This is a genomic window from Pseudomonas sp. B21-051 (genome assembly GCF_024748795.1).
Taxonomy (GTDB): Bacteria; Pseudomonadota; Gammaproteobacteria; order Pseudomonadales; family Pseudomonadaceae; genus Aquipseudomonas; species Aquipseudomonas putida_A.
This window is the reverse complement of the sequence record NZ_CP087166.1, coordinates 4,861,380-4,888,041: the sequence shown is the minus strand read 5'-3', so window position 1 is coordinate 4,888,041 and position 26,662 is coordinate 4,861,380. Positions and strand designations below refer to the sequence as shown.

29 protein-coding genes and 1 pseudogene are annotated in these 26,662 nt (G+C 59.7%); 19 read left to right on the top strand and 11 right to left on the bottom strand.

The features are described from left to right. Positions 1-205: 205 nt before the first annotated feature. The 4 genes and pseudogenes from LOY52_RS21940 (at position 206) to LOY52_RS21930 (ending at position 2,601) form a co-directional block, all read left to right on the top strand. On the top strand, positions 206-511 hold the full coding sequence (locus LOY52_RS21940) for a type 1 fimbrial protein (RefSeq protein WP_247842129.1): 306 nt from the start codon (positions 206-208) through the stop codon (positions 509-511). Positions 512-622: 111 nt separating this feature from the next. Then, complete coding sequence (locus LOY52_RS21935) at positions 623-862, top strand: hypothetical protein (protein WP_041071739.1); 240 nt, start codon at positions 623-625, stop codon at positions 860-862. A 149-nt stretch (positions 863-1,011) separates the two neighbouring features. Further along, positions 1,012-1,293: pseudogene (locus LOY52_RS27545) on the top strand (PAS domain-containing protein); the annotation flags it as partial. 177 nt (positions 1,294-1,470) lie between these two features. Further along, the gene (locus LOY52_RS21930; protein ID WP_408980447.1) at positions 1,471-2,601 is read left to right on the top strand and encodes a methyl-accepting chemotaxis protein; all 1,131 of its coding nucleotides are present in this window, start codon (positions 1,471-1,473) and stop codon (positions 2,599-2,601) included. A 140-nt stretch (positions 2,602-2,741) separates the two neighbouring features. Here LOY52_RS21930 and LOY52_RS21925 read toward each other — a convergent pair whose 3' ends face one another. The 5 genes from LOY52_RS21925 to norR all read right to left on the bottom strand — a co-directional run bounded on the left by LOY52_RS21925 (position 2,742) and on the right by norR (position 7,252). Then, positions 2,742-3,491 (bottom strand): YkgJ family cysteine cluster protein, encoded by a 750-nt coding sequence (locus tag LOY52_RS21925; protein WP_258675964.1) that lies wholly within the window; start codon positions 3,489-3,491, stop codon positions 2,742-2,744. Between the two features lie 86 nt (positions 3,492-3,577). After that, a complete protein-coding gene (locus LOY52_RS21920; protein WP_258675963.1) occupies positions 3,578-3,901 on the bottom strand; it encodes a hypothetical protein in 324 nt (107 codons plus the stop codon). Between the two features lie 147 nt (positions 3,902-4,048). Continuing rightward, positions 4,049-4,507 carry an N-acetyltransferase gene (locus LOY52_RS21915; protein ID WP_258675962.1) on the bottom strand — a complete coding sequence of 153 codons (459 nt, stop codon included), beginning with the start codon at positions 4,505-4,507 and terminating at the stop codon, positions 4,049-4,051. Between the two features lie 27 nt (positions 4,508-4,534). After that, positions 4,535-5,437 carry a chemotaxis protein CheV gene (locus tag LOY52_RS21910; protein WP_007968390.1) on the bottom strand — a complete coding sequence of 301 codons (903 nt, stop codon included), beginning with the start codon at positions 5,435-5,437 and terminating at the stop codon, positions 4,535-4,537. 261 nt (positions 5,438-5,698) lie between these two features. Then, a complete protein-coding gene (gene norR, locus LOY52_RS21905; protein WP_258675961.1) occupies positions 5,699-7,252 on the bottom strand; it encodes a nitric oxide reductase transcriptional regulator NorR in 1,554 nt (517 codons plus the stop codon). 162 nt (positions 7,253-7,414) lie between these two features. Between norR and hmpA the strand changes: the two genes are divergently transcribed. The 11 genes from hmpA to LOY52_RS21850 all read left to right on the top strand — a co-directional run bounded on the left by hmpA (position 7,415) and on the right by LOY52_RS21850 (position 17,041). Beyond that, positions 7,415-8,596, top strand: a complete 1,182-nt coding sequence (gene hmpA, locus LOY52_RS21900; protein ID WP_258675960.1) for an NO-inducible flavohemoprotein — start codon at positions 7,415-7,417, stop codon at positions 8,594-8,596. A gap of 218 nt (positions 8,597-8,814) precedes the next feature. Beyond that, positions 8,815-9,375: an ester cyclase gene (locus LOY52_RS21895; RefSeq protein ID WP_258675959.1), complete on the top strand. Its 561-nt coding sequence runs from the start codon at positions 8,815-8,817 to the stop codon at positions 9,373-9,375. 25 nt (positions 9,376-9,400) lie between these two features. Further along, positions 9,401-9,910: a disulfide bond formation protein B gene (locus LOY52_RS21890; RefSeq protein ID WP_025109264.1), complete on the top strand. Its 510-nt coding sequence runs from the start codon at positions 9,401-9,403 to the stop codon at positions 9,908-9,910. Between the two features lie 826 nt (positions 9,911-10,736). Further along, on the top strand, positions 10,737-11,678 hold the full coding sequence (gene cyoA / locus LOY52_RS21885; protein WP_027612162.1) for a ubiquinol oxidase subunit II: 942 nt from the start codon (positions 10,737-10,739) through the stop codon (positions 11,676-11,678). A 3-nt stretch (positions 11,679-11,681) separates the two neighbouring features. Continuing rightward, a complete protein-coding gene (gene cyoB / locus LOY52_RS21880; RefSeq protein WP_007968380.1) occupies positions 11,682-13,709 on the top strand; it encodes a cytochrome o ubiquinol oxidase subunit I in 2,028 nt (675 codons plus the stop codon). Between the two features lie 3 nt (positions 13,710-13,712). Beyond that, positions 13,713-14,336, top strand: a complete 624-nt coding sequence (gene cyoC / locus LOY52_RS21875) for a cytochrome o ubiquinol oxidase subunit III (protein ID WP_003227982.1) — start codon at positions 13,713-13,715, stop codon at positions 14,334-14,336. Beyond that, positions 14,336-14,671 carry a cytochrome o ubiquinol oxidase subunit IV gene (gene cyoD, locus LOY52_RS21870; RefSeq protein WP_003227981.1) on the top strand — a complete coding sequence of 112 codons (336 nt, stop codon included), beginning with the start codon at positions 14,336-14,338 and terminating at the stop codon, positions 14,669-14,671. The genes cyoC and cyoD overlap by 1 nt, the downstream gene beginning before the upstream one ends. A gap of 10 nt (positions 14,672-14,681) precedes the next feature. After that, the gene (gene cyoE, locus LOY52_RS21865) at positions 14,682-15,569 is read left to right on the top strand and encodes a heme o synthase (protein ID WP_003227980.1); all 888 of its coding nucleotides are present in this window, start codon (positions 14,682-14,684) and stop codon (positions 15,567-15,569) included. A 126-nt stretch (positions 15,570-15,695) separates the two neighbouring features. After that, complete coding sequence (locus tag LOY52_RS21860) at positions 15,696-16,040, top strand: toxin (RefSeq protein ID WP_096795494.1); 345 nt, start codon at positions 15,696-15,698, stop codon at positions 16,038-16,040. Further along, entirely contained in the window at positions 16,037-16,351 is a 315-nt protein-coding gene (locus LOY52_RS21855; RefSeq protein ID WP_047599259.1) for a DNA-binding transcriptional regulator, read from the top strand. Before LOY52_RS21860 ends, LOY52_RS21855 begins: the two co-directional genes overlap by 4 nt. Before the next feature lie 198 nt (positions 16,352-16,549). Beyond that, complete coding sequence (locus LOY52_RS21850) at positions 16,550-17,041, top strand: RidA family protein (protein ID WP_258675958.1); 492 nt, start codon at positions 16,550-16,552, stop codon at positions 17,039-17,041. A 67-nt stretch (positions 17,042-17,108) separates the two neighbouring features. Here LOY52_RS21850 and LOY52_RS21845 read toward each other — a convergent pair whose 3' ends face one another. From LOY52_RS21845 to LOY52_RS21835, 3 genes are all read right to left on the bottom strand, one after another. Then, complete coding sequence (locus LOY52_RS21845) at positions 17,109-17,810, bottom strand: hypothetical protein (RefSeq protein ID WP_258675957.1); 702 nt, start codon at positions 17,808-17,810, stop codon at positions 17,109-17,111. 119 nt (positions 17,811-17,929) lie between these two features. After that, entirely contained in the window at positions 17,930-19,450 is a 1,521-nt protein-coding gene (locus LOY52_RS21840; protein ID WP_258675956.1) for a HAMP domain-containing sensor histidine kinase, read from the bottom strand. Continuing rightward, positions 19,447-20,157 carry a response regulator transcription factor gene (locus LOY52_RS21835; protein ID WP_258675955.1) on the bottom strand — a complete coding sequence of 237 codons (711 nt, stop codon included), beginning with the start codon at positions 20,155-20,157 and terminating at the stop codon, positions 19,447-19,449. Before LOY52_RS21835 ends, LOY52_RS21840 begins: the two co-directional genes overlap by 4 nt. A gap of 151 nt (positions 20,158-20,308) precedes the next feature. Here LOY52_RS21835 and msrB point away from each other — a divergent pair, with 151 nt between their 5' ends. The 3 genes from msrB to msrA are packed head-to-tail and all read left to right on the top strand — an operon-like array spanning position 20,309 to position 23,366. Beyond that, a complete protein-coding gene (gene msrB / locus LOY52_RS21830) occupies positions 20,309-20,827 on the top strand; it encodes a peptide-methionine (R)-S-oxide reductase MsrB (protein ID WP_258675954.1) in 519 nt (172 codons plus the stop codon). Between the two features lie 43 nt (positions 20,828-20,870). Then, positions 20,871-22,646 carry a cytochrome c biogenesis protein DipZ gene (locus tag LOY52_RS21825; RefSeq protein ID WP_258675953.1) on the top strand — a complete coding sequence of 592 codons (1,776 nt, stop codon included), beginning with the start codon at positions 20,871-20,873 and terminating at the stop codon, positions 22,644-22,646. Between the two features lie 15 nt (positions 22,647-22,661). After that, on the top strand, positions 22,662-23,366 hold the full coding sequence (gene msrA / locus LOY52_RS21820; RefSeq protein ID WP_258675952.1) for a peptide-methionine (S)-S-oxide reductase MsrA: 705 nt from the start codon (positions 22,662-22,664) through the stop codon (positions 23,364-23,366). Positions 23,367-23,376: 10 nt separating this feature from the next. Here the strand turns inward: msrA and LOY52_RS21815 are convergent, their stop codons facing one another. Both LOY52_RS21815 and LOY52_RS21810 read right to left on the bottom strand, forming a co-directional pair. Next, complete coding sequence (locus tag LOY52_RS21815; RefSeq protein WP_258675951.1) at positions 23,377-23,781, bottom strand: GNAT family N-acetyltransferase; 405 nt, start codon at positions 23,779-23,781, stop codon at positions 23,377-23,379. A gap of 54 nt (positions 23,782-23,835) precedes the next feature. Then, positions 23,836-24,741 carry a LysR family transcriptional regulator gene (locus tag LOY52_RS21810; RefSeq protein ID WP_102357917.1) on the bottom strand — a complete coding sequence of 302 codons (906 nt, stop codon included), beginning with the start codon at positions 24,739-24,741 and terminating at the stop codon, positions 23,836-23,838. Positions 24,742-24,843: 102 nt separating this feature from the next. Here LOY52_RS21810 and LOY52_RS21805 point away from each other — a divergent pair, with 102 nt between their 5' ends. Further along, the gene (locus LOY52_RS21805) at positions 24,844-26,016 is read left to right on the top strand and encodes an aspartate aminotransferase family protein (RefSeq protein ID WP_258675950.1); all 1,173 of its coding nucleotides are present in this window, start codon (positions 24,844-24,846) and stop codon (positions 26,014-26,016) included. A 237-nt stretch (positions 26,017-26,253) separates the two neighbouring features. On the opposite strand, the gene LOY52_RS21800 is transcribed toward LOY52_RS21805, so the two are convergent. Continuing rightward, positions 26,254-26,637, bottom strand: a complete 384-nt coding sequence (locus LOY52_RS21800; protein ID WP_258675949.1) for a hypothetical protein — start codon at positions 26,635-26,637, stop codon at positions 26,254-26,256. Positions 26,638-26,662: the final 25 nt, after the last annotated feature.

Genomic DNA, 26,662 nt, shown 5'->3' with positions numbered 1-26,662 from the left:
CCTGTGGGAGCGAGCCTGCTCGCGAAGACGCCTGTGCGGGCGACGCATCTCTGCCGGCTATTGTTGTTGGCCGGTCCCAAAAAGGGCCCGATCATTCCCGATTCGGGACTCAAATGCCGACTAATCTTCTCAAGATCCAGCCCCGAGCGCGGATAAACATTGTGTAGCCCGGGTTCGCTGGGCCTCACATCGGGAGTGTCTAGATATGAAGCTGAAAACCGCAATGTCATGTGTGCTTCTCCTGCTTCCACTCACCGCGTTCGCCGCGCCCGGCAGTCAATCCGGCGAGATCCGTTTTACAGGGCAGATCGTTGATTCCGGCTGTGCAGTCGGGCGTGCGGGAGCGTTGTCTTCCACCGGGGCCCGGCGAGTTGAAATCAAGCCCGGTGTGAACGTCGATGTGGACACGTATCGCAACGCCTGCAGCCGTCAGGCGCTGCCGCTTTCCATGTCCTATGAACCGTTGCAGACCTCGACCGACAAAGGCATCGTCACCATCACTTACCTGTAAACCGTTCGGCGTACGCTGCAAATCTTCAGGTGCCGAGTCCGGGCGCGCAGGTATACTGCGCGCCTTCGCGGCTCACTGTTCGGGCCGGACTTTTTGCTTTGCGGAGCTTTTATGACTTCCCCGACCCAACCGCCGGTTGACGACGCCGTGAGCGATGTCCCGGCCGAGCTGACTGACGCCAGCGAAACCAAACCCGAGATCCCGGCTTTCAAGTTCCCGTTCAAACCGGGGGAGCTGGCGGCTGCCAAGGGTTCGAATCAGCCGTGGTACAAGAACGGCGCCAAGAACGGCCACACCAAGACCCCGGGCATGGCCCCGCCGGGTACCCGTCGCTCGATGGGCAAGCGCTGAGTTTTATCCCGCCTTCAGCCATCGACTGCGATTTTCGGTCGCAGTGATGGCTAAGTGCTCAGATCCTGAGCCAGATCAATATTTGACCAATTGGTGCGCTTAGAGTCAGCAGCCCTGCCGACTCTTCCCATAAAACGAGCGCGCTTTCCATGAAGATCAATCTCCCGGTAACCGGCCGTAACGTCGATGTGGCGCTGGATGCGAACATTCTTTCGACCACCGATCTGACCAGCGCGATCACTTACGCCAACGACGATTTCATTCAGATCAGCGGTTACAGCCGCGACGAATTGCTCGGCACGCCGCATAACTTGTTGCGTCACCCGGACATGCCGGCGCAGGCGTTTGCCCATATGTGGCAGACGCTGAAGGGCGGACGCTCGTGGATGGGGCTGGTGAAGAATCGTTGCAAGAATGGCGATCATTATTGGGTCAGCGCCTATGTCACGCCGGTTACGCAGAGCGGTGTGGCGGTGGAGTATCAGTCGGTACGCACCCGGCCGGATGCACGGCAGGTGGCGGCGGCGGAGCGGGTGTACGCGCAGTTGCGTGGAGAGTTGAAGGGACGGCGGCCGCTGCCCACTTTAGGTCTGCGTGGCAGGATCACGATGTTGGCCAGTGCGTTGCTGGGGCTGGTGTTGGGGATCGAGGCCTGGTTGCGTCCGGAGTCGGCATGGATCGATGGCACCGCATTTGTCGTCGGCAGCAGTGTTTGTGCATTAGGCGTGCGCTGGATTCTGCGTCCGCTGGAACGGCTGAGCGAGCGGGCGCGGCAGATCGCGGACAATCCGTTGAGCCAGGGCATTTACACCGGGCGCAGCGATGAGTTCGGCCAGATCGAGTTTGCCCTGCAGATGCTCGAAGCCCAGGTCGGCGCGGTGGTCGGGCGCATCGGTGATGCATCGCAGCAGTTGGCCGGGCATGCGGCGCAACTGGTTGATCATTTGCAAAGCAGCCACAGCAGTTCGTTGGCGCAGCAAGCGGAAACCGATCAGGTGGCGGCGGCGATTCATCAGATGGCCGCCAGTGTCGCGCAGGTCGCCAGCCATGCGCAGCAGGCCTCGGTGGCGGCGGACCTGGCCGGTACTGAAACCCGTGAGGGGCGTTGGCTGGTGGGCGAGAGTCGCAGCGCGGTGCTGCATCTGGCCGAGGAGTTGCGGCGGGCAACCGAGGTGATCCATCAGCTCGAAGGTCACAGCAGCGAGATTTCCGGGGTGCTGGAGGTGATCCGCAGCATCGCCGAGCAGACCAATCTGCTGGCGCTCAACGCAGCGATTGAAGCGGCGCGCGCTGGCGATGCCGGGCGCGGGTTTGCGGTGGTGGCCGATGAAGTACGCGGGCTGGCGCAGCGCACGCAGCAATCGACCAACGAGATTCAACGAATGATCAGCACCCTGCAAAACGGTGCACGGGACGCAGTGCTGGTCATGCGCCAGAGCAGCGAGCATGTGGACAACAGCGTCGAACAGGCGCAGCGTGCGGCGCGGGCGCTGGACGGAATCAGCGAACGGGTCGAGCAGATCACCGAGATGAGCCTGCAAATTGCCGCAGCGGTGGAGCAGCAGAGCGCGGTGAGCGAAGACATCAACCGCAACATCGTCAGCATTCGCACGGCGTCGGAATTGACGGTGGACGAGGGGCGGCAGAGTCAGCGCAATTCCGAGGATGTGGCGGGGCTGGCGGGGGATTTGCGGTTGCTGGCGCGGGAGTTCTGGGGGCGGCGGCAGGTTCGGGATTGAGGTTGTCTGGGCCGGCCTCTTCGGGAGCAAGCCCCCTCCCACAGGTTTGTGAGTTGATCATTTATTCTGTGTACAACTCAAAACCCTGTGGGAGGGGGCTTGCCCCCGAAGGGGCCATTGCAGGCAGTACAAAATCCGGATCAAGCCGCCCGCAGCGAAATAAACGCATACGTCTGCGCCGGCTCAGTCACTACCTGCGCCCCGGCTGCAAGCAGCTGCCCGGCCACATCGTCCCCGGACAAATGAAACAGCCACTTACTCGGCGCGTTACTCAGCGGCTGTGCTGAAACCTGATCGATCACGGCCGCAAACGCGTCCATCTGCGGCAAATACGCGGTAAATCCATCGCCCTTGAGCGCTGTGGTGCGAATCCCCAGTGCGGCGCAGATCGCATCCTTGATGCGGATGTCATCGCGATCGGCCTGACGCGAACGCTGGATCAGCTCCAGCAGTTCCTGATCGACCAGCTCCCCGCCGACAATCAGCAGCGGCCCCTGTTGCCACGACTCTGGCGGGCAATCCTTGGCCGCCGGGTTGAGCGGAATGTGCGGATTGATTTCTGCCGGATAAATCCTGCACACCAACGGTCGGCGTTCGTAAATGCGGCACAGGTTTTCTTCGTCAAGATTCCGGCAGCGCCCGACGTTGTACGCGGCAAAGGTGATTGCCACGTGGGCCTCGGTCGTGCCGCTGCGTACCACCAGCGAACGCCGTTCGGCGTGTTCACGCTGCTGCGCCGGCAGGCCCAGGCCGTTGCCGAGAAAGGCCTCCACCAGCACGATCACCTGACCACCGTCCGCCGCCCACATGCGGGCTTCGGCGAGGGTCAGGGGCACATGGTGGTCGGTGCAGCATTTGCCGCAACCGACGCAGGAAAATGTCGTTTTCATTGCACGATCAATCTTCAATCAGAGTGTGAAACGGCGACATAAAGTCGCCAGGCTGAGGCTGATCGAAGCAAGTTGTGCGCCAGTCCTCAAGGCTTGGCGGTCGGACCAATCGAGTCCCATTCGGTGACGAACGCGGTTTTCGACTTTTTGCTGTACAGGCACAGCTCAGTGCCTTGCTGGCCTTTCATGTGTTTTTGCGGGTATTGGCCTTGCAGCAGCACGGCGGTGTAGCCAACGCGGTCATCGAATTGCGCGGGTGTGCCGACCGGTTTCGCAGCTTTCAGGCCGCTGGCCTTGGTGCAACTGGCGAGCACGGTTTTATCGTAAGCGGCCCAGGCGTCGGGGCTGGAGGCGTGGGCCTGTGAGGCGAGGGCGGTGAGGCAGAGCAGGCTTAGGGTGAGGGTTTTCATCGTGGGCGTCCTTGGTCGTGGGTGGCCAAGGTTGGAGTCTGCCCGGGAAGGGAAGTTGCCTGTGCTGGCCTCTTCGCGAGCAGGCTCGCTCCCAAAATTTGAAATGCATTCCAGGGTGGGAGCGAGCCTGCTCGCGAAGACGGTCGATCAGTCCGGTACAAGTTCCCGGCGAACCACCATCATCCCGGCACTTTCATACAACCGCTGCGCCCGCAGGTTGTCTTCCAGCACCTTCAGATCGACAAACCCTTCACGGCGTTGCTGAAACACTTTGAATGCATGTGACAGCAACGCCCGACCCAGCCCACAGCCCTGAGCGCGGGGATGCACCACCAGATTCTTGATGTAGGAACTGGTCCAGCACTGCGCCACACCGATCACGCCTTCGGCGTCTGTGGCAATCCAGCACAACTCGGGATCGTATTCGGCATCGCTTTCAAAGCGCTGTTGCCACTCCTCCAGCGCTGGCACGCGACCGCCGCCCTCGCGGTAGCCGAGTTGCATCAGCTGATGCACGGCCACCGCCAGTTCTGGACGATAGGTGCTCAGCTCAATGCCTTCCGGCCAGTGGGGCGGCGGCACGTCTTGACGAAGGTCGCGCCGCATCAAAAAGCAGTACGTCTGGCTCAAGATTCAATGACCGTTGGCTGCGACGTGTTTGGCGGCTTCGATCAAACGCTGGGTCAGTTCCGGCGAAGAGAACTTGGTCAGCACCGCGTTGGCCCCGGCCAGGCGTGCTTTCTCGCTGTTCATCGCGCTGTCGAGCGAGGTGTGCAGCAGCACGTAGAGGTGGGCGAAGTCCGGGGTCTCGCGCAGGGTACGGGTGAAGGCGTAGCCGTCCATTTCGGACATTTCGATGTCGGAGACGATCAGGTTGATCTGCTGTGCGGTGCCTTGCAGATCCAGCAGGCAGTCGATGGCTTCCTTGGCACTGCGCGCGGTGTGGCATTGCAGGCCGAGGTTGCGCAGGGTGTGCACCGATTGCTGCAACGCCACCTGGCTGTCGTCGACCACCAGAATCCGTGCGTTACCAAGGACTTCGGCGTCTTCCATGCTCAGGTCGGTCGGGGCCATTTCGATCTGCGCCGGGGCGATGCTGTGAATGACTTTCTCGATGTCGAGCACTTGTACCAGCGTGCCGTCGACCGAGGTCACGCCAGTGATGTAGGCACGCGAACCGCCGGAGCCGAACGGCGGTGGCTTGATGTCGGTGGTCAGGCAATGGACGATTTTGCTCACCGCCTGCACGTGCAGGCCCTGCTTCGAACGGCTGACGTCGGTGACGATCAGGCAGCCGCCGTTCGGGTCTTCCAGCGGTCGCTCGCCGATGGCACGGCTGAGGTCGATCACTGACAGCGACGCGCCGCGCAGGGTGGCGATGCCTTTGATGTGCGGATGCGACTCGGGCATTTTGGTCAGTGGCGGGCAGGGGATGATTTCACTGACTTTCAGCAGGTTGATCGCCATCAGCTTGCCGCTGCGCAAGGTAAACAGCAGAAGCGAAAGTGAATCTGCGCGGGCTTTGGTGGAAGACATATAAACCTTCTGTGGAAAAAGGTGATGGGCGAGGGTGCAAATCGCCAGAAACTATTGATGCCGGGTTATCGACTTGTCGGGGGCAGGCTTTAGGCTCAATCCTCAATCCGGGTCAAACGGTGTGGCGAGGGAGCTTGCTCCCGCTGGAGTGCGAAGCGCTCCCATAACCATCCACCGCGGTGTATCAGGTTGGTCATGTCCGCTGCTTTTGCGACTGCTGCGCAGCCGAGCGGGAGCAAGCTCCCTCGCCACAATGGAGGTCTATCTCATCCCAAGGCGTTTAGCCATCCGCCCAAGATTCGCCCGATCCAGCCCCAACTCCCGCGCCGCACTCGCCCAGTTATCCTGATGACGCTCAAGCGCAGCACTGATCAACTGCCGCTGATATTGCTCGGTGGCACTGCGCAAATCGCCGCTGATCAACGGCATCGAAAGCACCTCGGCAACCGGTTCAGCCGAGTTATCCACAGCCTCACGCGGCAGATCCAGATCCGCCGCGCTCAAACTGAGAATCTTCGGCCGCACCTTGCAATTGCCCAGCGCCTTCAGTGCGCTGCGGCCAATCAAGTGTTCCAGTTCACGCACGTTGCCCGGCCAAGTGTAGGCGAGCAACGCGTCCTGGGCGTCGCTGCTCAGGCGCAGGCTGTTGAGGCCCATGCGCGAGCGGTTCTGTTCCAGAAAGAAGCCGCTGAGCAGCAACACATCGCGGCCGCGATCGCGCAGCGCCGGGACCCGCAGCGGGTACACGCTCAGGCGGTGATAGAAGTCGGCGCGGTAGCGGCCGCTGCGCACTTCTTCAGCCAGATCGCGGTTGGTCGCGGCGATCAGGCGCACATCGACCTGATGTTCCTTGTCCGAGCCAAGCCGCTGCAACTGGCCGCTTTGCAGCACGCGCAGCAATTTGGCCTGCACGGTCAGCGACAGTTCGCCGACTTCATCGAGAAACAGCGTGCCGCCATTGGCCAGTTCGAACTTGCCGCGACGGTCGCTGGTGGCGCCGGTGAAGGCGCCGCGTACGTGGCCGAACAGTTCGCTCTCGACCAGGGTGTCGGGCAGGGCCGCGCAGTTGAGGCTGATGATTGGTTTGTCGGCGCGCGGGGAGGCGGCGTGAATCGCTTGCGCCACCAGTTCCTTGCCAACCCCGGTTTCGCCAGTGATCAGCACGGTCAGGTCGCTGCCGCCGACCAGATTGATTTCCTCCACCAGACGTTTGTGCGCCTTGCTCTGGCCGATCATTTCGCGTTGCTGCTGACCGCTGGCCTGACGGTAGACCTCGGCGCGTTGGTGTTCGTCTTCGGCACGCAGCGCCAGGCGTTCGATACGTTCGGCGGCGTTAACCGTGGCCGAGGCGAGGCTGGCGAAGGCTTGCAAGGCGTCGAGTTCGATCGGTTCGAAACGCTCCGGATCGAGCGCATCGAGGGTGATCAGGCCCCAGAGTTTTTCATCGACGAACAGCGGGCAGCCGAGACAGTCATGCACTTCGAGGTGATCGCCCAGACCATCGACCAAGCCGTCGTAAGGATCGGGCAAGTCGCTGTCGGCGGCGAACCGTGTCGGCCCGGCGCCGTCCAGCAGGATCTCGAAACGGGGATGTTCGCTGACCTTGAAGCGCCGGCCGAGGGTGTCGGTGCTCAAACCATCCACCGCCAGCGGCACCAGCCATTCGCCGTCTAGGCGCAGCAACGCGGCGGCATCGCACGGCAGCAGGGCGCGCATGGCTTCGAGCAGGCGTCGATAGCGCTCGCCTTCGGGCAGTTCGCGGGACAGGTCGGAGACCAGCGGCAGTAAAGCGGTGAGCAGGGATTTGGCGGTCATGGTCTTGTAGTCAAAGAGACTCGATGTAGTCGCGATGACTATAAAACGCTTTGAGTCTAAATGACTATGTAAAAAATAAGCCGTTGATTTATAACGATAATTAATCTGGCACGAAAACTGATAAGCCTTAGGTAATTCTCAAAAAGCTCAGGAGTCACTCTTATGCTTAGCGTCCAGGATCGTGCCATCGTCAAATCCACTGTGCCTCTGCTGGAAAGCGGCGGTGAAGCGCTGATTACACACTTCTACCGCATGATGCTCTCCGAATACCCTGAGGTGCGCCCACTGTTCAACCAGGCGCACCAGGCCAGTGGCGACCAGCCCCGTGCGCTGGCCAATGGCGTGTTGATGTATGCCCGGCACATCGATCAGCTCGACCAGTTGGGCGATCTGGTGGCGAAGATCATCAACAAGCACGTCGCCCTGCAAATCCTCCCGGAGCACTACCCGATTGTCGGCACCTGCCTGCTGCGTGCCATCTCCGAAGTGCTCGGCGACGAGATCGCCACTCCGCAAGTGATGAGCGCGTGGGGCGCGGCCTACGGGCAACTGGCCGAGATTCTGATCGGCGCTGAAGCCGCGATCTACGACCAGAAAGAACAAGCGGTCGGCGGCTGGCGCGGGGCGCGGGAGTTCATCGTGGTGGAAAAGGTCGAGGAGAGCGCGGAAATCATTTCGTTCTACTTCGAGCCGGCAGACAAAGGCCCGATCCTTGCCGCAGAACCGGGTCAGTACATCGGCATGAAACTTATCCTTGATGGCGAAGAAATCCGCCGTAATTACTCGCTGTCGGCGCTGGCCAATAAAGGTCAGTACCGCATCAGCGTCAAACGCGAACCGGGTGGTCGTGCGTCCAACCACTTGCATGATCAATTGCACGTCGGCGCGAGCATCCAGCTGTTCCCGCCATCGGGCGAGTTCACCCTGACTAAGAGCGACAAGCCGTTGGTGCTGATCAGTGGTGGCGTCGGCATCACACCGACCCTGGCGATGCTCGAAGCGGCGCTGCAAACCGAGCGCCCGGTGCACTTTATCCATTGCGCGCGCAACGGCAGCGTGCATGCGTTCCGCGACTGGATCGATGGGCTGGCGGCGCGTCATCCGCAGCTCAAGCGCTTTTATTGCTACGCCGAAGACGACGGCGTGAGCCCGGCGGCGGACAAGATCGGCATCCTCAGTCAGGAGCAGTTGGGCGAGTGGCTGCCTGCGCAACGTGACGTCGACGCTTACTTCTTGGGGCCGAAGAGCTTCATGGGCGCGATCAAGCGGCATCTGAAAGCGTTGGGCGTTCCGGATCAGCAGAGCCGTTATGAGTTCTTCGGGCCGGCGGCGGCTTTGGAGTGATCTGAAACCGGGTTGTCTTCATTCGCGAGCAGGCTCGCTCCCACAGGATTTGTGTTCAACGCAGATCCAATGTGGGAGCGAGCCTGCTCGCGAAGGCCGTTACGCGGTCTCGATTCTTAAATTCTGTTTAAAGGTTAATCGTTTCTTAACCGGTTTATCGTTTATTCCCCGATGCTGATGATAGGCGCTCGTTCGTTTAACTGATCAGGATCGCCCCCATGTCGCACATCATCTTCTCCTCTCGTCTGAACCTGGCAATGCTTGGCCTGTCGGCTGCTTTGCTGGCCAGTCCGTTTGCTGCGGCCGAATCGGCGTTGATCGCACCACAGACCCTGATCGTCGATCAGAGCCTGCCCAAGGCTCAGCGCGATGCAATGGAGTTGGCGGCACGGCGTTACGGCAGTTTCTGGAACAGTGGGGAAGAGGCCCTGGCCACGGCAGCCTTGTCGCCGCAGTTTGTCGACAAGACCCCGCCCGAAGGTCGGGTGCAGGGCCCGAGCGGACCGTTGCTGGCGTCGAAGTTCTTTCGCACGGCGGTGCCAGACCTGAGCTGCGAGATCGAGCAAATGATCATTGCCAGTGACCGCGTGGTGGTGCATCTGCACTTTCGCGGCCACTTCAGCGGTACGTTCAAGGCTCTCAAAGGGCAGGGCCAGCGTGTAGACTTCCGGGCAACCGATATCTATCAGATCGACAACGGTCGCATCGCGGCCAATTGGCATATCGAAGACAACATCAGTCTGATGGCGCAACTGCAAGCGCAGCCGCCAGCCAGCTGAACCATGGACATACAAGGGAAACGCGATGAGCGAGGAAACGATTCGACTGGGACGTGAGCGGCGCTTTCTGGTGCTGCTGGGCATCATCTGCCTGGCACTGATCGGTGGTGCGCTGTACATGCAGATCGTGCTGGGCGAGGCGCCATGCCCGCTGTGCATCCTGCAGCGTTATGCATTGCTGCTGATTGCGCTGTTCGCGTTTATCGGCGCGGCGATGCGCACCCGCCGCAGCATCACGGTGTTCGAAGTGCTGGTGGTGATCTGCGCGATCGCCGGGGCCGGCGTCGCCGGGCATCACGTGTACACCCAGTTCTATCCGGCGGTGAGCTGCGGCATCGATGTGCTGCAGCCGATTGTCGACGACCTGCCGTTGGCGAAGATCTTCCCGCTGGGCTTCCAGGTCGACGGTTTCTGCTCGACGCCGTACCCGCCGATCCTCGGTCTGTCGCTGGCGCAATGGGCGCTGGTGGCGTTCGTGCTGGTGGTGATTCTGGTGCCGCTGCTGACCTCGCGTAACCGGAAAGCACTGCGCTGAATCAACTCTTCGGCAAATTGGCCGATACAGAAAACGCCCCGATTTGCGGATCAGCCGCTCGGGGCGTTTTGCATTTCAGAGTGTTTGTGAAATCACCGTGACGAACGGCAATGGAGAGTGCGGCAGGTGTGCGACATGTTGTCACACGCGCCCTGTCGCAGGGCGTTTCGGCGACCCGGATTGGCGTAATGTTACAAAAAAGGATTGGTCTGTTTCGGCAATTTTCTGGTTTTGCACGCAGGTGCCAGATCAGGCAGTTTTAACAGGCTCTGGCAGATGGCCAGAGGCCTTTGAATATCGGGCTTTGCGCCGATTCGGTGGCGGGAAAAAGCCTTCGGAGCTGTCTGAACTGAGGTGTATAGGCCTACATTTTTTGGTGTTTTTGTTGAGAATCGATTTCGATAACATGCGGAACTTTTGCAAAAACGGTGATGGATTGTTGCTCTGAGCGATAAAAATTATTTCGGGATAAGACATGGTGTATAGGGCGCTACCTATCTACAATCGCCCGCACTGAATTCCCGGCACTGTTCAGCCTTTATTAAGGAACTGGACAGGAAGTCGGGTGTCGAGCGGGCCGAAAGGCTTTTGCGACACCCAGGTGTCGGTGCCTTCCAACTTTCCGCACCAAATGGAATTGGTCTGTAACAAGGCCTTTGACCACGAATTCGAATAAGAACTGACCGCTGTCCCAAGGTTTTGTCGAGCGTCTGACGCGCGACGGGCGGCCCTTATTCAATCCAAAGAAAATGCCAACCCTTGGCAGGGTGAAGTGTTGGCGATCAAAACCCAACTGCATTGCGCAAGCTGCTTTAGAGGTCGTGAGATGAGTAAAAACAGGTACCCCAGATTACTAGGCCTAGTGCCGCTGCTCGGCACGTTGTTGCTGGGAGGCTGCAACATGACCCTGCTCAATCCAACGGGCCAGGTCGGCCTGGAACAGCGCAACCTGATCATCACCGCCACGCTGCTGATGCTGTTGGTCGTTGTGCCGGTTATCGTCATGACCTTCCTGTTCGCCTGGAAGTACCGCGCGTCCAACAAGGATGCCGTCTACACCCCGAAATGGTCGCACTCGACCAAAATCGAAGTGGCGGTCTGGACCATCCCGGTTCTGATCATCATCGCCCTGGGTTACATCACCTACATTTCGACCCACAAACTGGACCCGTACCGTCCGATTGAATCCGACGTCAAGCCGGTGACCATCGAAGTCGTTGCGCTGGACTGGAAGTGGCTGTTCATCTACCCGGAACAAGGCATTGCCACGGTCAACAAGATCGTGTTCCCGGCGCACACCCCGGTCAACTTCCGGATCACCTCCGACGCCGTGATGAACTCGTTCTTCATCCCGGGCCTGGGCGGCCAGATCTACGCGATGGCGGGCATGACCACCAAGCTGCACCTGATCGCTGACCGCAACGCTGAAATGGACGGTATCTCCGCCAACTACAGCGGCGCTGGTTTCACCGGTATGAAATTCAAAGCGATCGCAACTTCTCAGGAAGATTTCGACGCCTGGGTAAGTGAAGTCAAAAAGGCACCTAAACAGCTTGAACAAGCTGAATACGCAGCCCTTGCCAAGCCAAGCCAGAACAATCCAGTCGAGCTCTACTCCTCGGTCACGCCGAACCTGTTCCAGACCATCGTCGACAAGTACGAAGGCATGAAACCGGGCAAGCCGCTGAAGCACGAGAAGAAAGAGAAAGAAGTGGCGGCAACGGACATGGACTCGAATTCGCATTCAGCTGCCGGGGCAGAGGAGTAAACGATGTTTGGTAAATTAAGTTGGGAAGCGATCCCTTTCCACGAGCCGATCGTGATGGTCACCATCTCGATGATCGCGCTCGGTGGTCTGGCGTTGTTCGCTGCAATCACCTACTTCAAGAAGTGGACCTACTTGTGGACCGAGTGGCTGACGTCGGTCGACCACAAGAAAATCGGTGTGATGTACATCATCGTTGCCATGGTCATGCTGCTGCGTGGCTTTGCCGACGCCATCATGATGCGTACCCAGCTGGCCATGGCCACCGAGGGTTCGCCTGGCTACCTGCCACCTGAACACTATGACCAGATCTTCACCGCTCACGGTGTGATCATGATCATCTTCATGGCGATGCCATTCTTCACCGGCCTGATGAACCTTGCAGTGCCGCTGCAGATCGGCGCGCGTGACGTTGCCTTCCCGTTCCTGAACTCCCTGAGCTTCTGGCTGCTGGTGTCCGGCGTGGTGCTGATCAACCTGTCCCTGGGCGTCGGCGAATTCGCCAAGACCGGCTGGGTTGCCTATCCGCCGCTGTCGGGTCTGCAGTACAGCCCTGGCGTGGGGATGGACTACTACATCTGGGCGCTACAGCTATCCGGGTTAGGTACGACGCTGACGGGGGTCAACTTCCTCGCCACCGTGCTGAAAATGCGTACCCCTGGCATGAAACTGATGGACATGCCGATCTTCACCTGGACCTGCACCTGGGCCAACGTCCTGATCGTGGCTTCGTTCCCGATCCTGACCGCTACCCTGGCACTGCTGACCCTCGACCGTTACATGGATTTCCACATTTTCACCAATGAACTTGGTGGCAATCCAATGATGTACGTCAACCTGTTCTGGGCCTGGGGCCACCCTGAGGTTTACATCCTGATCCTGCCGGCATTCGGCATCTTCTCGGAAGTGATCTCGGCGTTCACCGGCAAGAAACTGTTCGGCCACCACTCGATGATCTACGCTTCGGGCGCGATCTCGGTACTGGGCTTCATGGTTTGGCTGCACCACTTCTTCACCATGGGTTCGGGTGCCAGCGTCAACGCCTTCTTCGGTCTGGCGACGATGCTGATTTCCATCCCGACGGGTGTGAAACTGTTCAACTGGCTGTTCACCATCTACCAGGGCCGTCTGCGCTTCACCAGCCAGGTTCTGTGGACCCTGGGCTTCATGGTGACCTTCGCCATCGGCGGCATGACCGGCGTACTGCTGGCCATCCCGGGTGCTGACTTCGTTCTGCACAACAGCCTGTTCGTGATCGCGCACTTCCACAACGTGATCATCGGCGGCGCGGTATTCGGCTACATCGCAGGTTTCGGCTTCTACTTCCCGAAAGCGTTCGGCTTCAAGCTGCACGAAGGCTGGGGTAAAGCAGCGTTCTGGTTCTGGATCTCGGGCTTCTTCGTCGCGTTCATGCCGCTCTATGCACTGGGCTTCATGGGCATGACCCGTCGTCTGAACGCCACCACCAACCCTGAGTGGGTACCGTACCTGTACGTGGCCATGTTCGGTGCGGTGATGATCGCTGTCGGTATCGCCTGCCAACTGATCCAGCTGTACGTCAGTGTGCGTGACCGCAACAAGCCAGAGAACATGTGCGAACACGGTGACCCGTGGAATGCCCACACTCTGGAATGGTCGACCTCGTCGCCACCTCCGTTCTACAACTTCGCTGTGCTGCCTAAGGCTGACTGCATCGACCCGTTCACCGAAGCCAAGGAAAACGGTACTGCGTACCAGGCTCCGGCCAAGTACGAGCCGATCCACATGCCGAACAACACCGCCACTGGCGTGGTGATGGGCGCACTGCTGACCGTCTTCGGTTTCGCGATGATCTGGCACATCTGGTGGTTGGCGATCGCCAGCCTGGCCGGCACTGTCATCTACTTCGTGATCCACGCCGCACGTGACGACCAGGGCTACATGGTTCCGGTTGAAACGATCGAGCGCATCGAAGCCGAGCAGCACAAGCGTCTGGTCGCGGCAGGGAAAATCCCGGCCAATGCCACCCGTGTAACCTCGTTGGAACAGGCTTAAACCATGTCGAACTTAGTGACCAATGTTGGACACGCCCATGGTGACCATGGGCACGATGACCATCACCACGACTCGGGCGAGATGACCGTATACGGTTTCTGGCTCTACCTGATGACCGACTGCATTCTGTTTGCGTCGATCTTCGCGGTGTACGCAGTACTGGTAAACAACGTCGCCGGTGGCCCGTCGGGCCACGACATTTTCGAACTGCCATACGTGCTGGGCGAAACCGCTCTGCTGTTGTTCAGTTCGATCACCTACGGCTTCGCCATGCTGGCGTTGTACAAAGGCAAGAAGCAGCAGGTTCTGGGCTGGTTGTTCATGACCTTCCTGCTCGGCGCAGGCTTCATCGCCATGGAGATCAACGAGTTCCACCTGCTGATCTCCGAGGGCTTCGGTCCTAGCCGTTCGGGCTTCCTGTCGGCGTTCTTCACCCTGGTCGGTACCCACGGTCTGCACGTATCTGCGGGTCTGATCTGGATGGGCATCATGATGTACCAGGTCAACAAGCACGGCCTGACGGCGACCAACAAGACCCGTCTGAGCTGCCTGAGCCTGTTCTGGCACTTCCTGGACGTGGTGTGGATCTGCGTATTCACCGTTGTTTACCTGATGGGGACTCTGTAATGGCTAATGCACACTCCCATGACAGCCATGATGCTGGCCACGGCAGCGTAAAGTCGTACGCCATCGGCTTCATCCTGTCGGTGATCCTGACTGCCATCCCGTTCGGCCTGGTGATGTTCCCGACCTTGCCGAAGTCGACCACGCTGGCAATCGTTCTGTTGTTCGCAGTCATCCAGGTGATTGTTCACCTGTACTACTTCCTGCACCTGGACCGTTCGATTGCACAACGTAACAACGTGATCGCGTTTGTCTTTACGGCCATCGTGATCCTGCTGCTGGTTGGCCTGTCGCTGTGGATCATGTTCAGCATCCACACGTACATGATGGCGAAGTGAGGTAGACCCGATGTCGCTCAAGCACTTTATCCAAATCACCAAACCGGGGATCATTTTCGGTAACGTGCTTTCTGTGGCAGGCGGGTTCTTCCTGGCCTCGAAAGGGCATGTAGATCTGGCGGTGTTCCTGGCCGCCATGATCGGCACATCCCTGGTTGTGGCCTCCGGTTGCGTGTTCAACAACTGCATCGACCGCGACATCGACCTGAAGATGGAACGCACCAAGAACCGGGTGCTGGTGCAGGGCTTGATCTCCCTGAAACTGGCCCTGGTCTACGCGACCATCCTGGGTGTTCTCGGCGTTGCCTTGTTGTACAAGGTGGCCAACCCGTTGGCCGCCCTGTTCGCGGTAATCGGCTTCATCATCTACGTCGGCTTCTACAGCCTGTACCTCAAGCGCAAGTCGGTTCACGGCACGCTGGTGGGCAGTCTGTCGGGCGCCATGCCGCCAGTGATCGGTTACGTTGCCGTAACCAACAGCTTCGACATGGCCGCACTGACCCTGCTGGTGATGTTCAGCCTGTGGCAGATGCCGCATTCCTACGCCATCGCGATCTTCCGTTTCAACGACTACCTGGCCGCATCGATTCCGGTGCTGCCCGTCAAGCGCGGAATCGAAGTGGCCAAGAAGCACATCCTGCTCTACATCCTGGCGTTCCTCGTGGCGACCTTGATGCTGACCTTCAGCGGTTATGCCGGCATGAGCTACCTCGCCGTCGCCGCGGCCATGGGCATGTACTGGCTGTACATGGCCTGGACCGGCTACAAGGCGGTGGATGACACGGTCTGGGCACGCAAGCTGTTCGTGTTCTCGATCTTCACCATCACCGCCCTGAGCGTCATGATGTCCCTGGACTTCAAGGTGCCGGCCGAGCTGCTGCTGACGTACGCGCCGTAAGGCAGTATGGCTTCACGAAAAACCCCGCACATTGAGAGATGTGCGGGGTTTTTTGTTGATCGGATGTTTATCAAAGGTCGAATTTGTTGATAGTCTCTCCATGGGCAAGTTGCCTATAGTTTGCCCATGCGAACTGTATTTTTTGAAACCACAATATTCACCGCGAGCGTTGGTCATTACCTGACGGACGATGAGTATCGGGAGTTGCAGAATTATCTGCAGTGCAATCCAGCGTCGGGCGACGTAATACCGCGGACTGGCGGCTTCCGGAAATTACGTTGGTCTGACGCCCGGCGTGGCAAAGGCCGACGAGGTGGCTTGCGGGTCATCTACTATTGGCTTATGAATGATCGTCAGTTCTGGATGTTTGCGATTTATGACAAAGATGAGCTTGAGAATCTGTCCGCCGAGAAAGAGAAGGCGCTCAAAAAAGCCATTGAGATAGAGTTGAGAAAAAGAGGTGCTTCATGAAAAAACGCGACCTGTTTGCGGAATTGATGCAGGGCGTTGAAGAGATGGCGGCCCATCGCGAAGGTAAAATTACGCTGCGCAATACGGTCGTCGAGGACAAACCGGTTCCCGAGGTTGGTGCACAAGAGATCGTTGCACTGCGTGAAAAATTGCACATGTCACAAGCGGTATTTGCAAAGCGAATCAGGACCAGCCCGAGCACATTGAGGAATTGGGAGCAGGAGAAGTCCAAGCCCAATGCTCAGGCGGCACTGTTGATCCGCTTGGTGGAGAAATTCCCTGATATGGTTGAGCGCTTGGGCGCTGTGTAGATAGTTCGTTGATATAGGTCATCAAGCCCCGCGATTCGATAGAGTCGCGGGGTTTTTCGTCCAGAACGACAGGTTGCGGTATCGCCGCAAACCACCTAGATTTGGATCCAGTCTTCAGTGATAGCGCCATGCCACTTTTTGGGCGCTCAACTGTTCCACTCCGCGATTCTTTATGCATCGATCAAAAGGCTGGGCGAAATGACTGAGAGGATGACCTGCGACGAACGCTTCATTGCCCTGGCACAAGAGCTGAACTACGACATCTATGGCGAGAACACCGCCGGCGGCAATTATGCGCCGCTGATCCGCCATCGCGATGAGTTGTACATCAGCGGCATGGTGCCGCGGGTCAATGGCAAGATTCTGTATCCCGGTCGCGTCGGGTTGGAGTTGACGCTCAAGGATGCCCAGGCAGCCGCGAGCATCAGTGCCATGCGCTGCCTGGCGCTGATCGTCGATGCGGTGGGTTCGCTGGACAAGATCCGGGCGTTGTTGCGGGTCACGGTGTATGTGAAGTCGACCCCGGACTTCGTTGACCTGAGCGAAGTGGCCAACGGTGCATCAGACGTGTTCAGCCATGTGCTCGGTGATGCCGGTCGGCACACTCGCACTACGGTCGGTGTCTATCAGTTGCCAAAGAACGCCGCGGTTGAAGTCGACATGATCGCGGCGGTGCAGCCGGAAGTCTGACCGTTACGCCGCGCAACAAAAAGCCCCGCCTGAATCTCAGAGCGGGGCTTTTTTGTCGGCGTCGGGATTACTGCGCGGCGATGCTGTAACCATCGAACGCGATCTGCTGTTGCAGCGCGGTGATGATGTTCTTGCGGTTGATCGCGTGTTCGGTGCCGGCGTTGTCGAGGAAGGTTTCGCCCTCCAGCTCGGCTTCTTCGCCTTCACCGACGAAGGTGAAACCGAGGAACTCCAGCGCTTCACGGTCAACGTTCAGGCGCGAACGCGGAGTGCGCAGCGGCAGGGTCACGCTGTTGCCGTCCTTGCTGATGGTGAAGATTTCCAGTTCTTTCTTCTTGGCAGCCTTGCCCTTGCCGCCGCTCGGGTTGCTGATCGCCTGATGGGTCTGGTTCAGCACTTTGAGCGCGAGGCCGTAGACGATTTCCTGGAATGCCGGATCGTCCTTGAAGCAGGACAGAATGCGGCCGATCGAGAACTTGCTGCTCAGGTCTTCGAGGGCGGCGAGGTCGGCGGCCTCGGCGTCTTTCAGCGCCTTGAGCTGGCCCATCAGCTCGTAGGCCTTGTCGTCATCGAAGCTGTCGTGCGCTTGGCGGATCGCGGCGCGCAGCTCGCGAATCTGGTCGCTTTCGCGCGTCGACTGGAAAGCATCCAGCACCATCTCGCTGATGATCTTGGCTTGTGGAAGGTGTTGTGAAAGATTGATGGAGTTTTCGTATTCCGCTTTGGACGATTCGGTGACTACGGATTCAGCGGTGTTGAAATCGGACATTGAAATTTCACTACTTTTTTAACTTGAGTGGAAACGAGAAAGCGCGAGGTCTTTTTCAGGCCGGTTAATTTAGGGGAGCGGGGCGGCGTTGTCACGGAACAACAGTCCGGTGGTGCGGATTATTTGTCCGGCGTGTTCAGGTTCATTGAGCGCACCATCCACTGTTCTGCGGTTTGCTGATCGGTCGGCAGCGTGAAGCGGAAAGTCGCCCCGCGCCCGGCGACATCGATCAACTGAATCTCACGCCCGTGCAGTTGCAGGATACGGTGGACGATGCGCAGACCCAGGCCACCGTCGCGTCGCGCACCACCAATATTGAATGGACGCAGGAACAGACCGTCGCGCAACTCTGGGGCGATGCCGGGGCCGGTGTCGCTGACCGTGACTTCGACCAAGACGCCCTGGGGTTTCATATCCAGCTCGATTTCGCCGCCCTGCGGCGTGTGGCGCAAGGCGTTGTCCACCAGATTGGTCAGCACCCGTTCGATCAACCCAAGGTCGGCGCACACCGTCGGCAGGTTCGGCCCGAAGCTGGCCTTGAGTTCAACGTGCCGAGCTTCGGCGGCCAGTTCGAATTTCTGGAAGATGTCCTGCAGCAGATCGATCAGCGAGAAGCGCTCCAGTACCGGTTGCACGAAACCGTGCTCCAGACGCACCAGCTCCAGCAGCGATTGCGCCAACCCGCCGACCTTGCGGCTTTGATCGAGGGCAATGCCCAGATAACGCCGGCGTTCTTCGGCGGTGAGTGTGGCGTCCTTGAGTGACAGGGTTTCCAGATAGCCGTGCAACGAGGCCAGCGGTGTGCGCAGGTCGTGAGAAATGTTCGCCACCAGTTCGCGGCGCTCCTGATCCTGACGGGTCAACGAGCGCCACTGCTCACCGAGGCGTTTTTGCATTTGGCGGAAGGCGCCATCAAGCACGGCGATCTCATCCGGGTCAGCGCTTTTATCCACAGCAGCTGATGGAGCGGGCAGAGGTTGCGGCGAGCCATCAATGTCGAAGCGGCTGACGGTTTCGGTCAATCGGCGCAGTGGCCGGGTGATCAGGTTGAACGCCGTGAGACCCGCGATCAGGCACAACAGCGCCACCAGCCCGATCGACAGCAACGCCGTATTGAGTGCAGCACTGGTCGCGCCCCGTTCAGCGAAGCGATCGTGTTCTTCACTGAGCAACACCACGTACAGATAACCGGCAGGTTTGCCGTTGACCTTCAATGGCGCAGCGCTGAATACCTTGCGCCCGTCGGCACTGCGCGGGTCATCGCCGAGGATCGGCAGCGGCTGGTCATTGAGCAGGCGGCGGATCGGCGCCAGATCGACGGTCTCCCGGCGTAGATGGCCTTCGGGCGCCGCATTGCCGACAATCCGCCCCTCACTGTCGAGCAGGTACACCTCGACACTCGGGTTGACCAGCATCAGCTTGCTGAACAGTTCGCGCACGGCGCCGGGCATCAGGCCATTGCTGTCCATCAGCACCGTGTCATGGGCGATGTGCTGCGCCAGGTCCCGCGACAGGCCTTGCACCACTTCCAGTTCATGCATCTTGCTGGAGCGCACCTGCAGCCACGCCGAGGTGCCGCAGCACACCAGCAGCAAAACGGCGAACACCAGCGACAGGCGCTGCGACAGGTTCAGTCTCATGGTTGTTCCGTGCCGAATTTATAGCCGCGACCCCACACCGTGAGGATGCGCGTCGGTTGCGCCGGATCGCTTTCGATTTTCGCCCGCAAGCGATTGATGTGGGTGTTGACCGTGTGCTCGTAGCCTTCGTGGCTGTAACCCCATACCGCGTTGAGCAGGTCCATGCGCGAGAACACCTTGCCTGGTTGTCGGGCAAAGAAATACAGCAAGTCGAACTCTCGCGGAGTGAGGTCCAGCCGCGCACCGTTGAGGGCGACGTCGCGGGTGATCGGGTCGATGTTCAGGCCTTCGAGACTCAGACTGCCGGCGTCCATCTTCAGGTTGCGCGCCATGGCGTCGACCCGGCGCAGCAAGGCTTTGACCCGCGCCACCAGTTCCAGCATCGAGAATGGTTTGGCGAGGTAATCGTCGGCACCCAGTTCCAGACCCAGGATGCGGTGCAATTCGCTGGAGCGGGCGCTGGTGATGATGATCGGCGTATAGCGCGCCATCGCCCGGGCGCGGCGGCAGATTTCCAGGCCGTCGACCCCCGGCAGCATCAGGTCGAGGATCAGTGCATCCCATTGCCCTTGCTGCAACAGGCGCATGCCTTGATCGCCGTCGGCGCTGTGCACGACGTCGTAATGCTCATCGCGCAGGTGCAGGCAAATCAGGTCAGCGATGTGTTGGTCATCCTCGACCACGAGGATGCGTCTGGTCAGTTCCATCAAGCTCAATCCTTCGGCGCAGTGAGCGCATTGTGCGGGTTTTCCTCGGGGCGAGTTATCACGAATTCGTTAACTTCCCGTGAGGATTTGGCGATCAACCCAAGCCTAGGCTGTGTTCCATGACAGGCACCTGGAATTTTTGGAGACGGCCATGTTTTCACGGCGACAGATTCTCGTAGCGAGCGGCGGGCTGGGGCTCGCAGCCCTGGTGGCGGGTGTATTGCCAAAATTGTCCTTGGACACCGCGCTGGTCGAGCAGGCGCAAGCCGATGAGGCGTTTGAGGTGACCCATAGCGACAGCGAATGGCACTCGCTGCTCTCGGCTGAGCAATACGCCATCCTGCGCGAAGAGGGCACCGAAAGGGCCTATACCAGCCCGCTCAACAACGAACATCGCAGCGGCACATTCGCCTGCGCGGGCTGTGACCTGGCGCTTTTTTCATCGGCGACCAAGTTCGACAGCCGCACGGGCTGGCCGAGTTTCTGGGCACCGTTGGAACAGGCGGTGGCCACGCGTCAGGACCGATCGTTCGGTATGTCACGCAATGAAGTGCACTGCCGACGCTGCGGCGGGCACTTGGGGCATGTCTTCGACGACGGCCCGAAACCCACCGGCCTGCGCTATTGCATGAATGGCCTGGCGATGACGTTCAAACCCGTGGCGGCATGAGGCATGGCCATTTTTCGATGTTCACTTTCTACAGGACGACACCATGTGGCTCTTGGTTCTCGCTTATCTGGGCGGTGTGCTGACGATCGTCAGTCCGTGCATCCTGCCTGTTCTGCCTTTTGTCTTCGCTCGCACCGGGCAGCCGTTTATCAAGAGTGGCTTGCCGCTCTTGGCCGGGATGGCGCTGACTTTCGCCCTCGTCGCCACACTGGCGGCGGTGGGCGGCGGTTGGGTGGTGCAAGTCAATCAGTACGGGCGCTGGCTCGCGTTGCTGTTCGTTGCACTGTTCGGGCTGACGCTGCTGCTGCCGCGCCTCGCCGAGCGCCTGACGCGGCCGCTGGTGTCGGCCGGCAGTCGGCTGTCCGAAGCCGCGGGCCAGGACAATCGTCCGCGTCCCGGTGCCTCGTTTCTGATCGGCGTCGCCACGGGGCTGCTCTGGGCGCCGTGCGCCGGGCCCATCCTCGGTTTGATTCTGACCGGAGCCGCGCTGCAAGGGGCAAGCATCGCCACCACGCTGTTGTTGCTCGCCTACGCGGCGGGCGCTGCGACTTCACTGGCGGCGGCGCTGCTGCTGGGCGGTAAGGTGTTTGCGTTGATGAAGCGCTCGATTGGCACTGGTGAATGGATCCGGCGCGGGTTGGGGGCGGCAATGCTCGCGGGTGTCGCAGCGATTGCCCTGGGTCTCGACACCGGTATTCTGGCGCGGATTTCGACAGCGTCCACAGGCGGGATTGAACAGGCGCTGGTCGGCAAGCTGTCCAGCAAATCGCCGACGGGCAACGGAACCATGATGGCGCAGATTCCTGCTGCCGGCGGGGCGATGAAAGTCGCCGACAAGGCTCCGGGTACATTGCCGGTCGAAGGCCAGTTGCCACCGCTTGACGGCGCCGTGCAATGGCTCAATTCGCCAGCGCTGGACGCCCAGGCACTCAAGGGCAAAGTGGTGCTGGTGGATTTCTGGACCTACTCTTGCATCAACTGTCTGCGCACCTTGCCATACGTCAAAGCCTGGGCCGAAAAATACCGTGATCAGGGGCTGGTGGTGATCGGTGTGCACGCCCCGGAGTTCGCTTTCGAGCGCGATGTGGGCAATGTCACTAAAGCCATGAAGGAGCTGGGTATCAACTACCCGGTGGCCATCGATAATGACTACAAAATTTGGCGTGCTTTCAACAACGAATACTGGCCGGCGCATTATTTTGCCGATGCTCAGGGACGGATTCGTTACCACCATTTTGGCGAAGGGGACTACGCCGAATCGGAACGGGTCATACAGCATTTGCTGCGTGAAGCCGGGGCGAAAACTGTGGCCGATGGCTTGATCAACGCCGACGCCCAAGGCGTGCAACTGGCCCCGGATATGAATCAGGTGCTGTCGCCGGAAACCTATGTCGGCTACCAGCGTGCGGAACATTTCGTAGCGCAAACCGACCTGGTGCCGGACAAGGTGGCGACCTATAACCCACCGGCCAACCTGACCCTGAATGACTGGAGCCTCGGTGGCCAATGGGCCGTCGGTGCCGAGCGCGCCACCGCCAGTGCACCGGCCAGCCGCATCGTCTACCGCTTCCACGCCCGCGATCTGCATCTGGTCCTGGGGCCGGGCGCGGATGGCAAACCGGTGCGTTTCAAAGTGTCGATCGACGGTCAGGCGCCGGGTGAGGCGCACGGTGTCGATGTCGCCGCGGATGGCAGCGGTAGCGTGACTGAGCAGCGCCTGTACCAATTGGTGCGGCAAACCGATGCAGTGAAGGATCGCACCTTCAGCATCGAATTTCTTGACCCGGGCGTATCGGCTTACGCCTTCACCTTCGGCTGATCGGGAGTGCGCAACATGAAAGCTCAAAACAACTGGCGCCGTGCATTGCTCGGCGTCGCCATGGCCGGTGTGATCGGTCAGTGCTCCGCGTTCTCTTTCGGCGCCGAAGACGCGGTGGCCATCCCGCCACCGGCCCTCGACGAAACCACTCAGGCGCATAGTGAAACCGCGGTGTTCGCCGGTGGTTGTTTCTGGGGCGTACAAGGGGTTTTCCAACACGTCAAAGGTGTGCAGAAAGCCGTTTCCGGTTATGCCGGCGGTGCGGCGAACACGGCGCAATATGAGCGGGTCAGTGAAGGCGATACCGGTCATGCCGAGTCAGTGCAAGTCACCTTCGATCCGACGCAAGTCAGTTACGGCAGCCTGCTGCAGATCTACTTCTCGGTGGCCCACAACCCGACCGAACTCAACCGCCAAGGGCCGGACAGCGGCACGCAATATCGCTCGGCGCTGTTCCCGGTCAATGCCGATCAACAACGAATGGCCCAGGCCTACATCGCTCAACTCGACGCGGCGCATGCCTACAGCAAACCGATCGTCACCCAACTGGAAACCTACAACGGCTTCTACCCGGCGGAGGACTATCACCAGGATTTCCTCACCGAACACCCGAGCTATCCGTACATCGTGATCAACGACATGCCCAAGGTGGCGCAGTTGAAGCAGTTGTTCGCGCAGCATTATCAGGAGAAGCCGATGTTGGTGAAAAGCGGGAGTTGATTCTCACGTGTTACTTGAGCCTTGGGCGCTCCATGGCAATCACTGATGTTTCAAACCCCAAACTGGCAAAAAACGCCTCCGCACCTTCGCGCCCGGCGCGCAGGACCCAAGTGATCTCGGGGTTATCCCCCATGACATGCTCGACCAGTGCGCGCCCGACGCCAGCACGGCGATACTGGTCATCGACCACGACCATCGACAGATAGCCGTTGGACAAACCATCGGTGATGCCTCGGGCAAAACCGATGATTTGTTCGCCGCTCAGCGCGACCGCAGTGCGTTGCGAGTTTTCGATGAGTTGGGCGAAGTAGTCGCTGGAGCCTGTTCGGTGTCCCCAGCCATGTAGGCCGAGAAACAGCCGCACTGGCTCCACTTCGTCGGGCAACAGGTCGCGTACGGTAAGGTCGTTTTTCATCACGTGGCAGCATCCTTGTCGGCAATCACCGGAGCGTAGTCGATAGCAACTGAGTCAGGATCTGCCCCAGGTTTGCATTGCGAATTCGACGAAGCGCCGCAGCTTGGGCAAACGATAACGATCCGGGGCATAGAGCAAATGCAAAGGGCGGCTTGGGGGCTGATAATCGGGGATCACCGTCACCAGTTTGCCGTCGCGCAGGTCTTGTTCCACCAGCGCATCCGGTAGCATCACGATGCCCATGCCGGTGCGCGCTGCCTGATGCAGGCCGGCGGAGGTGTTCATCAGCATCGGGCCGCTGACATCCACCAGAATTTCGCCATCCGGGCCGCTGAGGCGCCAGCGTTTTTCCACCGATTGCCAATCGTCGCCGGCAGGGTAGGCGAACGACAGGCAGTCGTGTTGCTGCAGGTCTTGCGGAGTGATCGGCATGCCGCGCCGGGCGACGTAGGCCGGCGAGGCGCACACGGTGAGGGTGTAGTCGATCAGCGGTCGGGCGATCAGGTTCGACTGCTCGAAATGCCCCAGCCTGAATGCCACGTCGAGACCGCTTTCCAGTAGATCCGGGCGGCGGTTGGTCAGCACCACATCCATTTTCACCTGCGGGTATTGCAGGGAAAACTCGCTGAGCGCCGGGGCTAGGCGTTCGACGCCAAAAGTCAGTGGCGCGGTGATACGCAGCAAGCCGCGCGGCTCGTCGAGGGCCTGTTCGGCGAGGCGTTCGGAGTCGGCCACCAGGCCCAAAACATCCAGACAGCGCTGGTAGTAGACACTGCCAAATTCGGTCAGCCGCTGCCGGCGGGTGGTGCGCTGCAACAATTGCACGCCGAGCCGTTGCTCCAGTGCGCGCAGGTGATTTCCGACCATGGTCGTGGACATTTCGCATTGCAACGCAGCGGCCGTCATGCTCCCGGCTTCCACGACTTTCACGTAGACGCTCATCGCCTGCAACAGGTCCATTATCAAGCTCGGCTTTTAAATGAAAGAAGTTTTGCCGAGTTTATCCAGTTTCGGTGGCTAACCATACTGCCAGCACACCGACCTTCACTGGAGTTTGAAGTCATGACCGCCGCCCTGATGAACACCTACCAACCGTTGGCCCTGAGCTTCACCAAAGGCCTGGGCACGCGCCTGTGGGATCAGGCCGGTCGTGAATACCTGGATGCTGTTGCGGGCGTTGCGGTGACCAACGTAGGGCACTCGCATCCACGGATCGTCGCGGCCATCAGTGAGCAGGCCGGAATGCTGCTGCACACCTCCAACCTGTACAGCATCGACTGGCAACAACAGCTGGCGCAGAAACTCACGCAGCTGTCGGGAATGGAGCGGGCGTTCTTCAACAACTCCGGCGCCGAGGCCAATGAAACTGCACTGAAACTTGCGCGCTTGTACGGCTGGAGCAAAGGCATCGAACAGCCGCTGGTGGTGGTCATGGCCAACGCATTTCATGGCCGCACGTTGGGGACTTTATCGGCCAGCGATGGCCCGGCGGTGCGGTTGGGTTTCAATGATCTGCCGGGTGATTTCGTCAAAGTGCCCTTCGGTGATCTGGCTGCGCTGGATCAGCTGCAGCAAAAACATGGCGCGCGTATCGTGGCGATTCTGGTCGAGCCGATCCAGGGCGAAAGCGGCGTACAACTGGCGCCGCCCGGCTACCTCAAAGCTCTGCGCGACCTGTGCAATCGGCACGCCTGGCTGATGATGCTCGACGAAATCCAGACCGGCATCGGCCGCACCGGCCAGTGGTTCGCGTTCCAGCATGAAGGCATCGTGCCCGACGTCATGACCCTGGCCAAAGGCCTCGGCAACGGCGTGCCGATCGGCGCTTGTCTGGCGCGGGGCAGGGCGGCGGACCTGTTCACCCCCGGCAGCCATGGCAGCACCTTCGGCGGCAACCCGCTGGCCTGCCGGGTCGGCTGCACGGTGCTGGATATCATCGAAGAGCAGGGGCTGCTGGAGAACGTCAGAGTGCAGGGTAAGCATCTGTTGACCCGCCTGCGCGCCGAACTGGCAGACAACCCCAATGTATTGGCAATTCGTGGGCAGGGCTTGATGATCGGCATCGAGCTGAAACAGCCAATCCGCGATCTGACGCTGATTGCTGCGCGGGATCATGGGCTGCTGATCAACGTTACACGCGGCAAGACGATACGGCTGCTGCCGCCGCTGACGATTGATGAGCGGGAGGTGGGGATGATTGTCAGAGGTGTGGGGCTGGCGGTCTCAACTGACTGAGAGGCACGAAATTGAACGAAGAGGCGTCCGTATTTGCACGAATTCCATTGTGCATTTCTGCGATAGATCTCAGCAGCCTTCTAGCATTGGCCGGGGAGCTTAAAAGGTAAGTCGTTGTATCGATTTCTAAAGGGTCTGGCTGTCTTTTTCGCATGGCTCTGCTTCCTGTGTAAGGGAGGCAGAGTATGAACCAGCGATTCCAGAGATGTTTCCTTAAAAACTGTAATCCCTTTCCGACTACTTTGACGTCTTAAATCCGCTGTATCTGTCAGGAAGTTCGGTGCCTGTTAGCAGGCAGTCGAAAACAAGCTCTGGATCTACCTGGCACCAATATACAAACCTCAACTCTTCCAAATTGACCAGTGTCGACCGTGCATCGACCAGAAAACGCGGCTCCCGCCATTGCTGGGCGACTACAGCTAGGGCCTGAGGGCCGCGTACGATCCAGGTCGCACATCCACCAGCAATGCTTGGCAGATAACCATTGTGGAGTAGTAGGCGCAGGGCATCCTCCAGGGTTTCACTCTCTTGCAGGTTGATCCAGCGCGCATGGGGAGCCTCGCAATCATCGCCGGCATGTACGCTGTCGCGGGTGATAAGTAATCGCGAAGGTGTCGTCATTGCAATCTCATTGTGGGCAAAAGAG

What these genes read in the sequence shown, in the direction of transcription:
- LOY52_RS21940 (WP_247842129.1), top strand. Translation starts at nt 206, where the DNA reads ATGAAGCTGAAAACCGCAATGTCATGTGTGCTTCTCCTGCTTCCACTC.
- LOY52_RS21935 (WP_041071739.1), top strand. Translation starts at nt 623, where the DNA reads ATGACTTCCCCGACCCAACCGCCGGTTGACGACGCCGTGAGCGATGTC.
- LOY52_RS21930 (WP_408980447.1), top strand. Translation starts at nt 1,471, where the DNA reads ATGTTGGCCAGTGCGTTGCTGGGGCTGGTGTTGGGGATCGAGGCCTGG.
- LOY52_RS21925 (WP_258675964.1), bottom strand. Translation starts at nt 3,491, where the DNA reads ATGAAAACGACATTTTCCTGCGTCGGTTGCGGCAAATGCTGCACCGAC.
- LOY52_RS21920 (WP_258675963.1), bottom strand. Translation starts at nt 3,901, where the DNA reads ATGAAAACCCTCACCCTAAGCCTGCTCTGCCTCACCGCCCTCGCCTCA.
- LOY52_RS21915 (WP_258675962.1), bottom strand. Translation starts at nt 4,507, where the DNA reads ATGCGGCGCGACCTTCGTCAAGACGTGCCGCCGCCCCACTGGCCGGAA.
- LOY52_RS21910 (WP_007968390.1), bottom strand. Translation starts at nt 5,437, where the DNA reads ATGTCTTCCACCAAAGCCCGCGCAGATTCACTTTCGCTTCTGCTGTTT.
- norR (WP_258675961.1), bottom strand. Translation starts at nt 7,252, where the DNA reads ATGACCGCCAAATCCCTGCTCACCGCTTTACTGCCGCTGGTCTCCGAC.
- hmpA (WP_258675960.1), top strand. Translation starts at nt 7,415, where the DNA reads ATGCTTAGCGTCCAGGATCGTGCCATCGTCAAATCCACTGTGCCTCTG.
- LOY52_RS21895 (WP_258675959.1), top strand. Translation starts at nt 8,815, where the DNA reads ATGTCGCACATCATCTTCTCCTCTCGTCTGAACCTGGCAATGCTTGGC.
- LOY52_RS21890 (WP_025109264.1), top strand. Translation starts at nt 9,401, where the DNA reads ATGAGCGAGGAAACGATTCGACTGGGACGTGAGCGGCGCTTTCTGGTG.
- cyoA (WP_027612162.1), top strand. Translation starts at nt 10,737, where the DNA reads ATGAGTAAAAACAGGTACCCCAGATTACTAGGCCTAGTGCCGCTGCTC.
- cyoB (WP_007968380.1), top strand. Translation starts at nt 11,682, where the DNA reads ATGTTTGGTAAATTAAGTTGGGAAGCGATCCCTTTCCACGAGCCGATC.
- cyoC (WP_003227982.1), top strand. Translation starts at nt 13,713, where the DNA reads ATGTCGAACTTAGTGACCAATGTTGGACACGCCCATGGTGACCATGGG.
- cyoD (WP_003227981.1), top strand. Translation starts at nt 14,336, where the DNA reads ATGGCTAATGCACACTCCCATGACAGCCATGATGCTGGCCACGGCAGC.
- cyoE (WP_003227980.1), top strand. Translation starts at nt 14,682, where the DNA reads ATGTCGCTCAAGCACTTTATCCAAATCACCAAACCGGGGATCATTTTC.
- LOY52_RS21860 (WP_096795494.1), top strand. Translation starts at nt 15,696, where the DNA reads ATGCGAACTGTATTTTTTGAAACCACAATATTCACCGCGAGCGTTGGT.
- LOY52_RS21855 (WP_047599259.1), top strand. Translation starts at nt 16,037, where the DNA reads ATGAAAAAACGCGACCTGTTTGCGGAATTGATGCAGGGCGTTGAAGAG.
- LOY52_RS21850 (WP_258675958.1), top strand. Translation starts at nt 16,550, where the DNA reads ATGACTGAGAGGATGACCTGCGACGAACGCTTCATTGCCCTGGCACAA.
- LOY52_RS21845 (WP_258675957.1), bottom strand. Translation starts at nt 17,810, where the DNA reads ATGTCCGATTTCAACACCGCTGAATCCGTAGTCACCGAATCGTCCAAA.
- LOY52_RS21840 (WP_258675956.1), bottom strand. Translation starts at nt 19,450, where the DNA reads ATGAGACTGAACCTGTCGCAGCGCCTGTCGCTGGTGTTCGCCGTTTTG.
- LOY52_RS21835 (WP_258675955.1), bottom strand. Translation starts at nt 20,157, where the DNA reads ATGGAACTGACCAGACGCATCCTCGTGGTCGAGGATGACCAACACATC.
- msrB (WP_258675954.1), top strand. Translation starts at nt 20,309, where the DNA reads ATGTTTTCACGGCGACAGATTCTCGTAGCGAGCGGCGGGCTGGGGCTC.
- LOY52_RS21825 (WP_258675953.1), top strand. Translation starts at nt 20,871, where the DNA reads ATGTGGCTCTTGGTTCTCGCTTATCTGGGCGGTGTGCTGACGATCGTC.
- msrA (WP_258675952.1), top strand. Translation starts at nt 22,662, where the DNA reads ATGAAAGCTCAAAACAACTGGCGCCGTGCATTGCTCGGCGTCGCCATG.
- LOY52_RS21815 (WP_258675951.1), bottom strand. Translation starts at nt 23,781, where the DNA reads ATGAAAAACGACCTTACCGTACGCGACCTGTTGCCCGACGAAGTGGAG.
- LOY52_RS21810 (WP_102357917.1), bottom strand. Translation starts at nt 24,741, where the DNA reads ATGGACCTGTTGCAGGCGATGAGCGTCTACGTGAAAGTCGTGGAAGCC.
- LOY52_RS21805 (WP_258675950.1), top strand. Translation starts at nt 24,844, where the DNA reads ATGACCGCCGCCCTGATGAACACCTACCAACCGTTGGCCCTGAGCTTC.
- LOY52_RS21800 (WP_258675949.1), bottom strand. Translation starts at nt 26,637, where the DNA reads ATGACGACACCTTCGCGATTACTTATCACCCGCGACAGCGTACATGCC.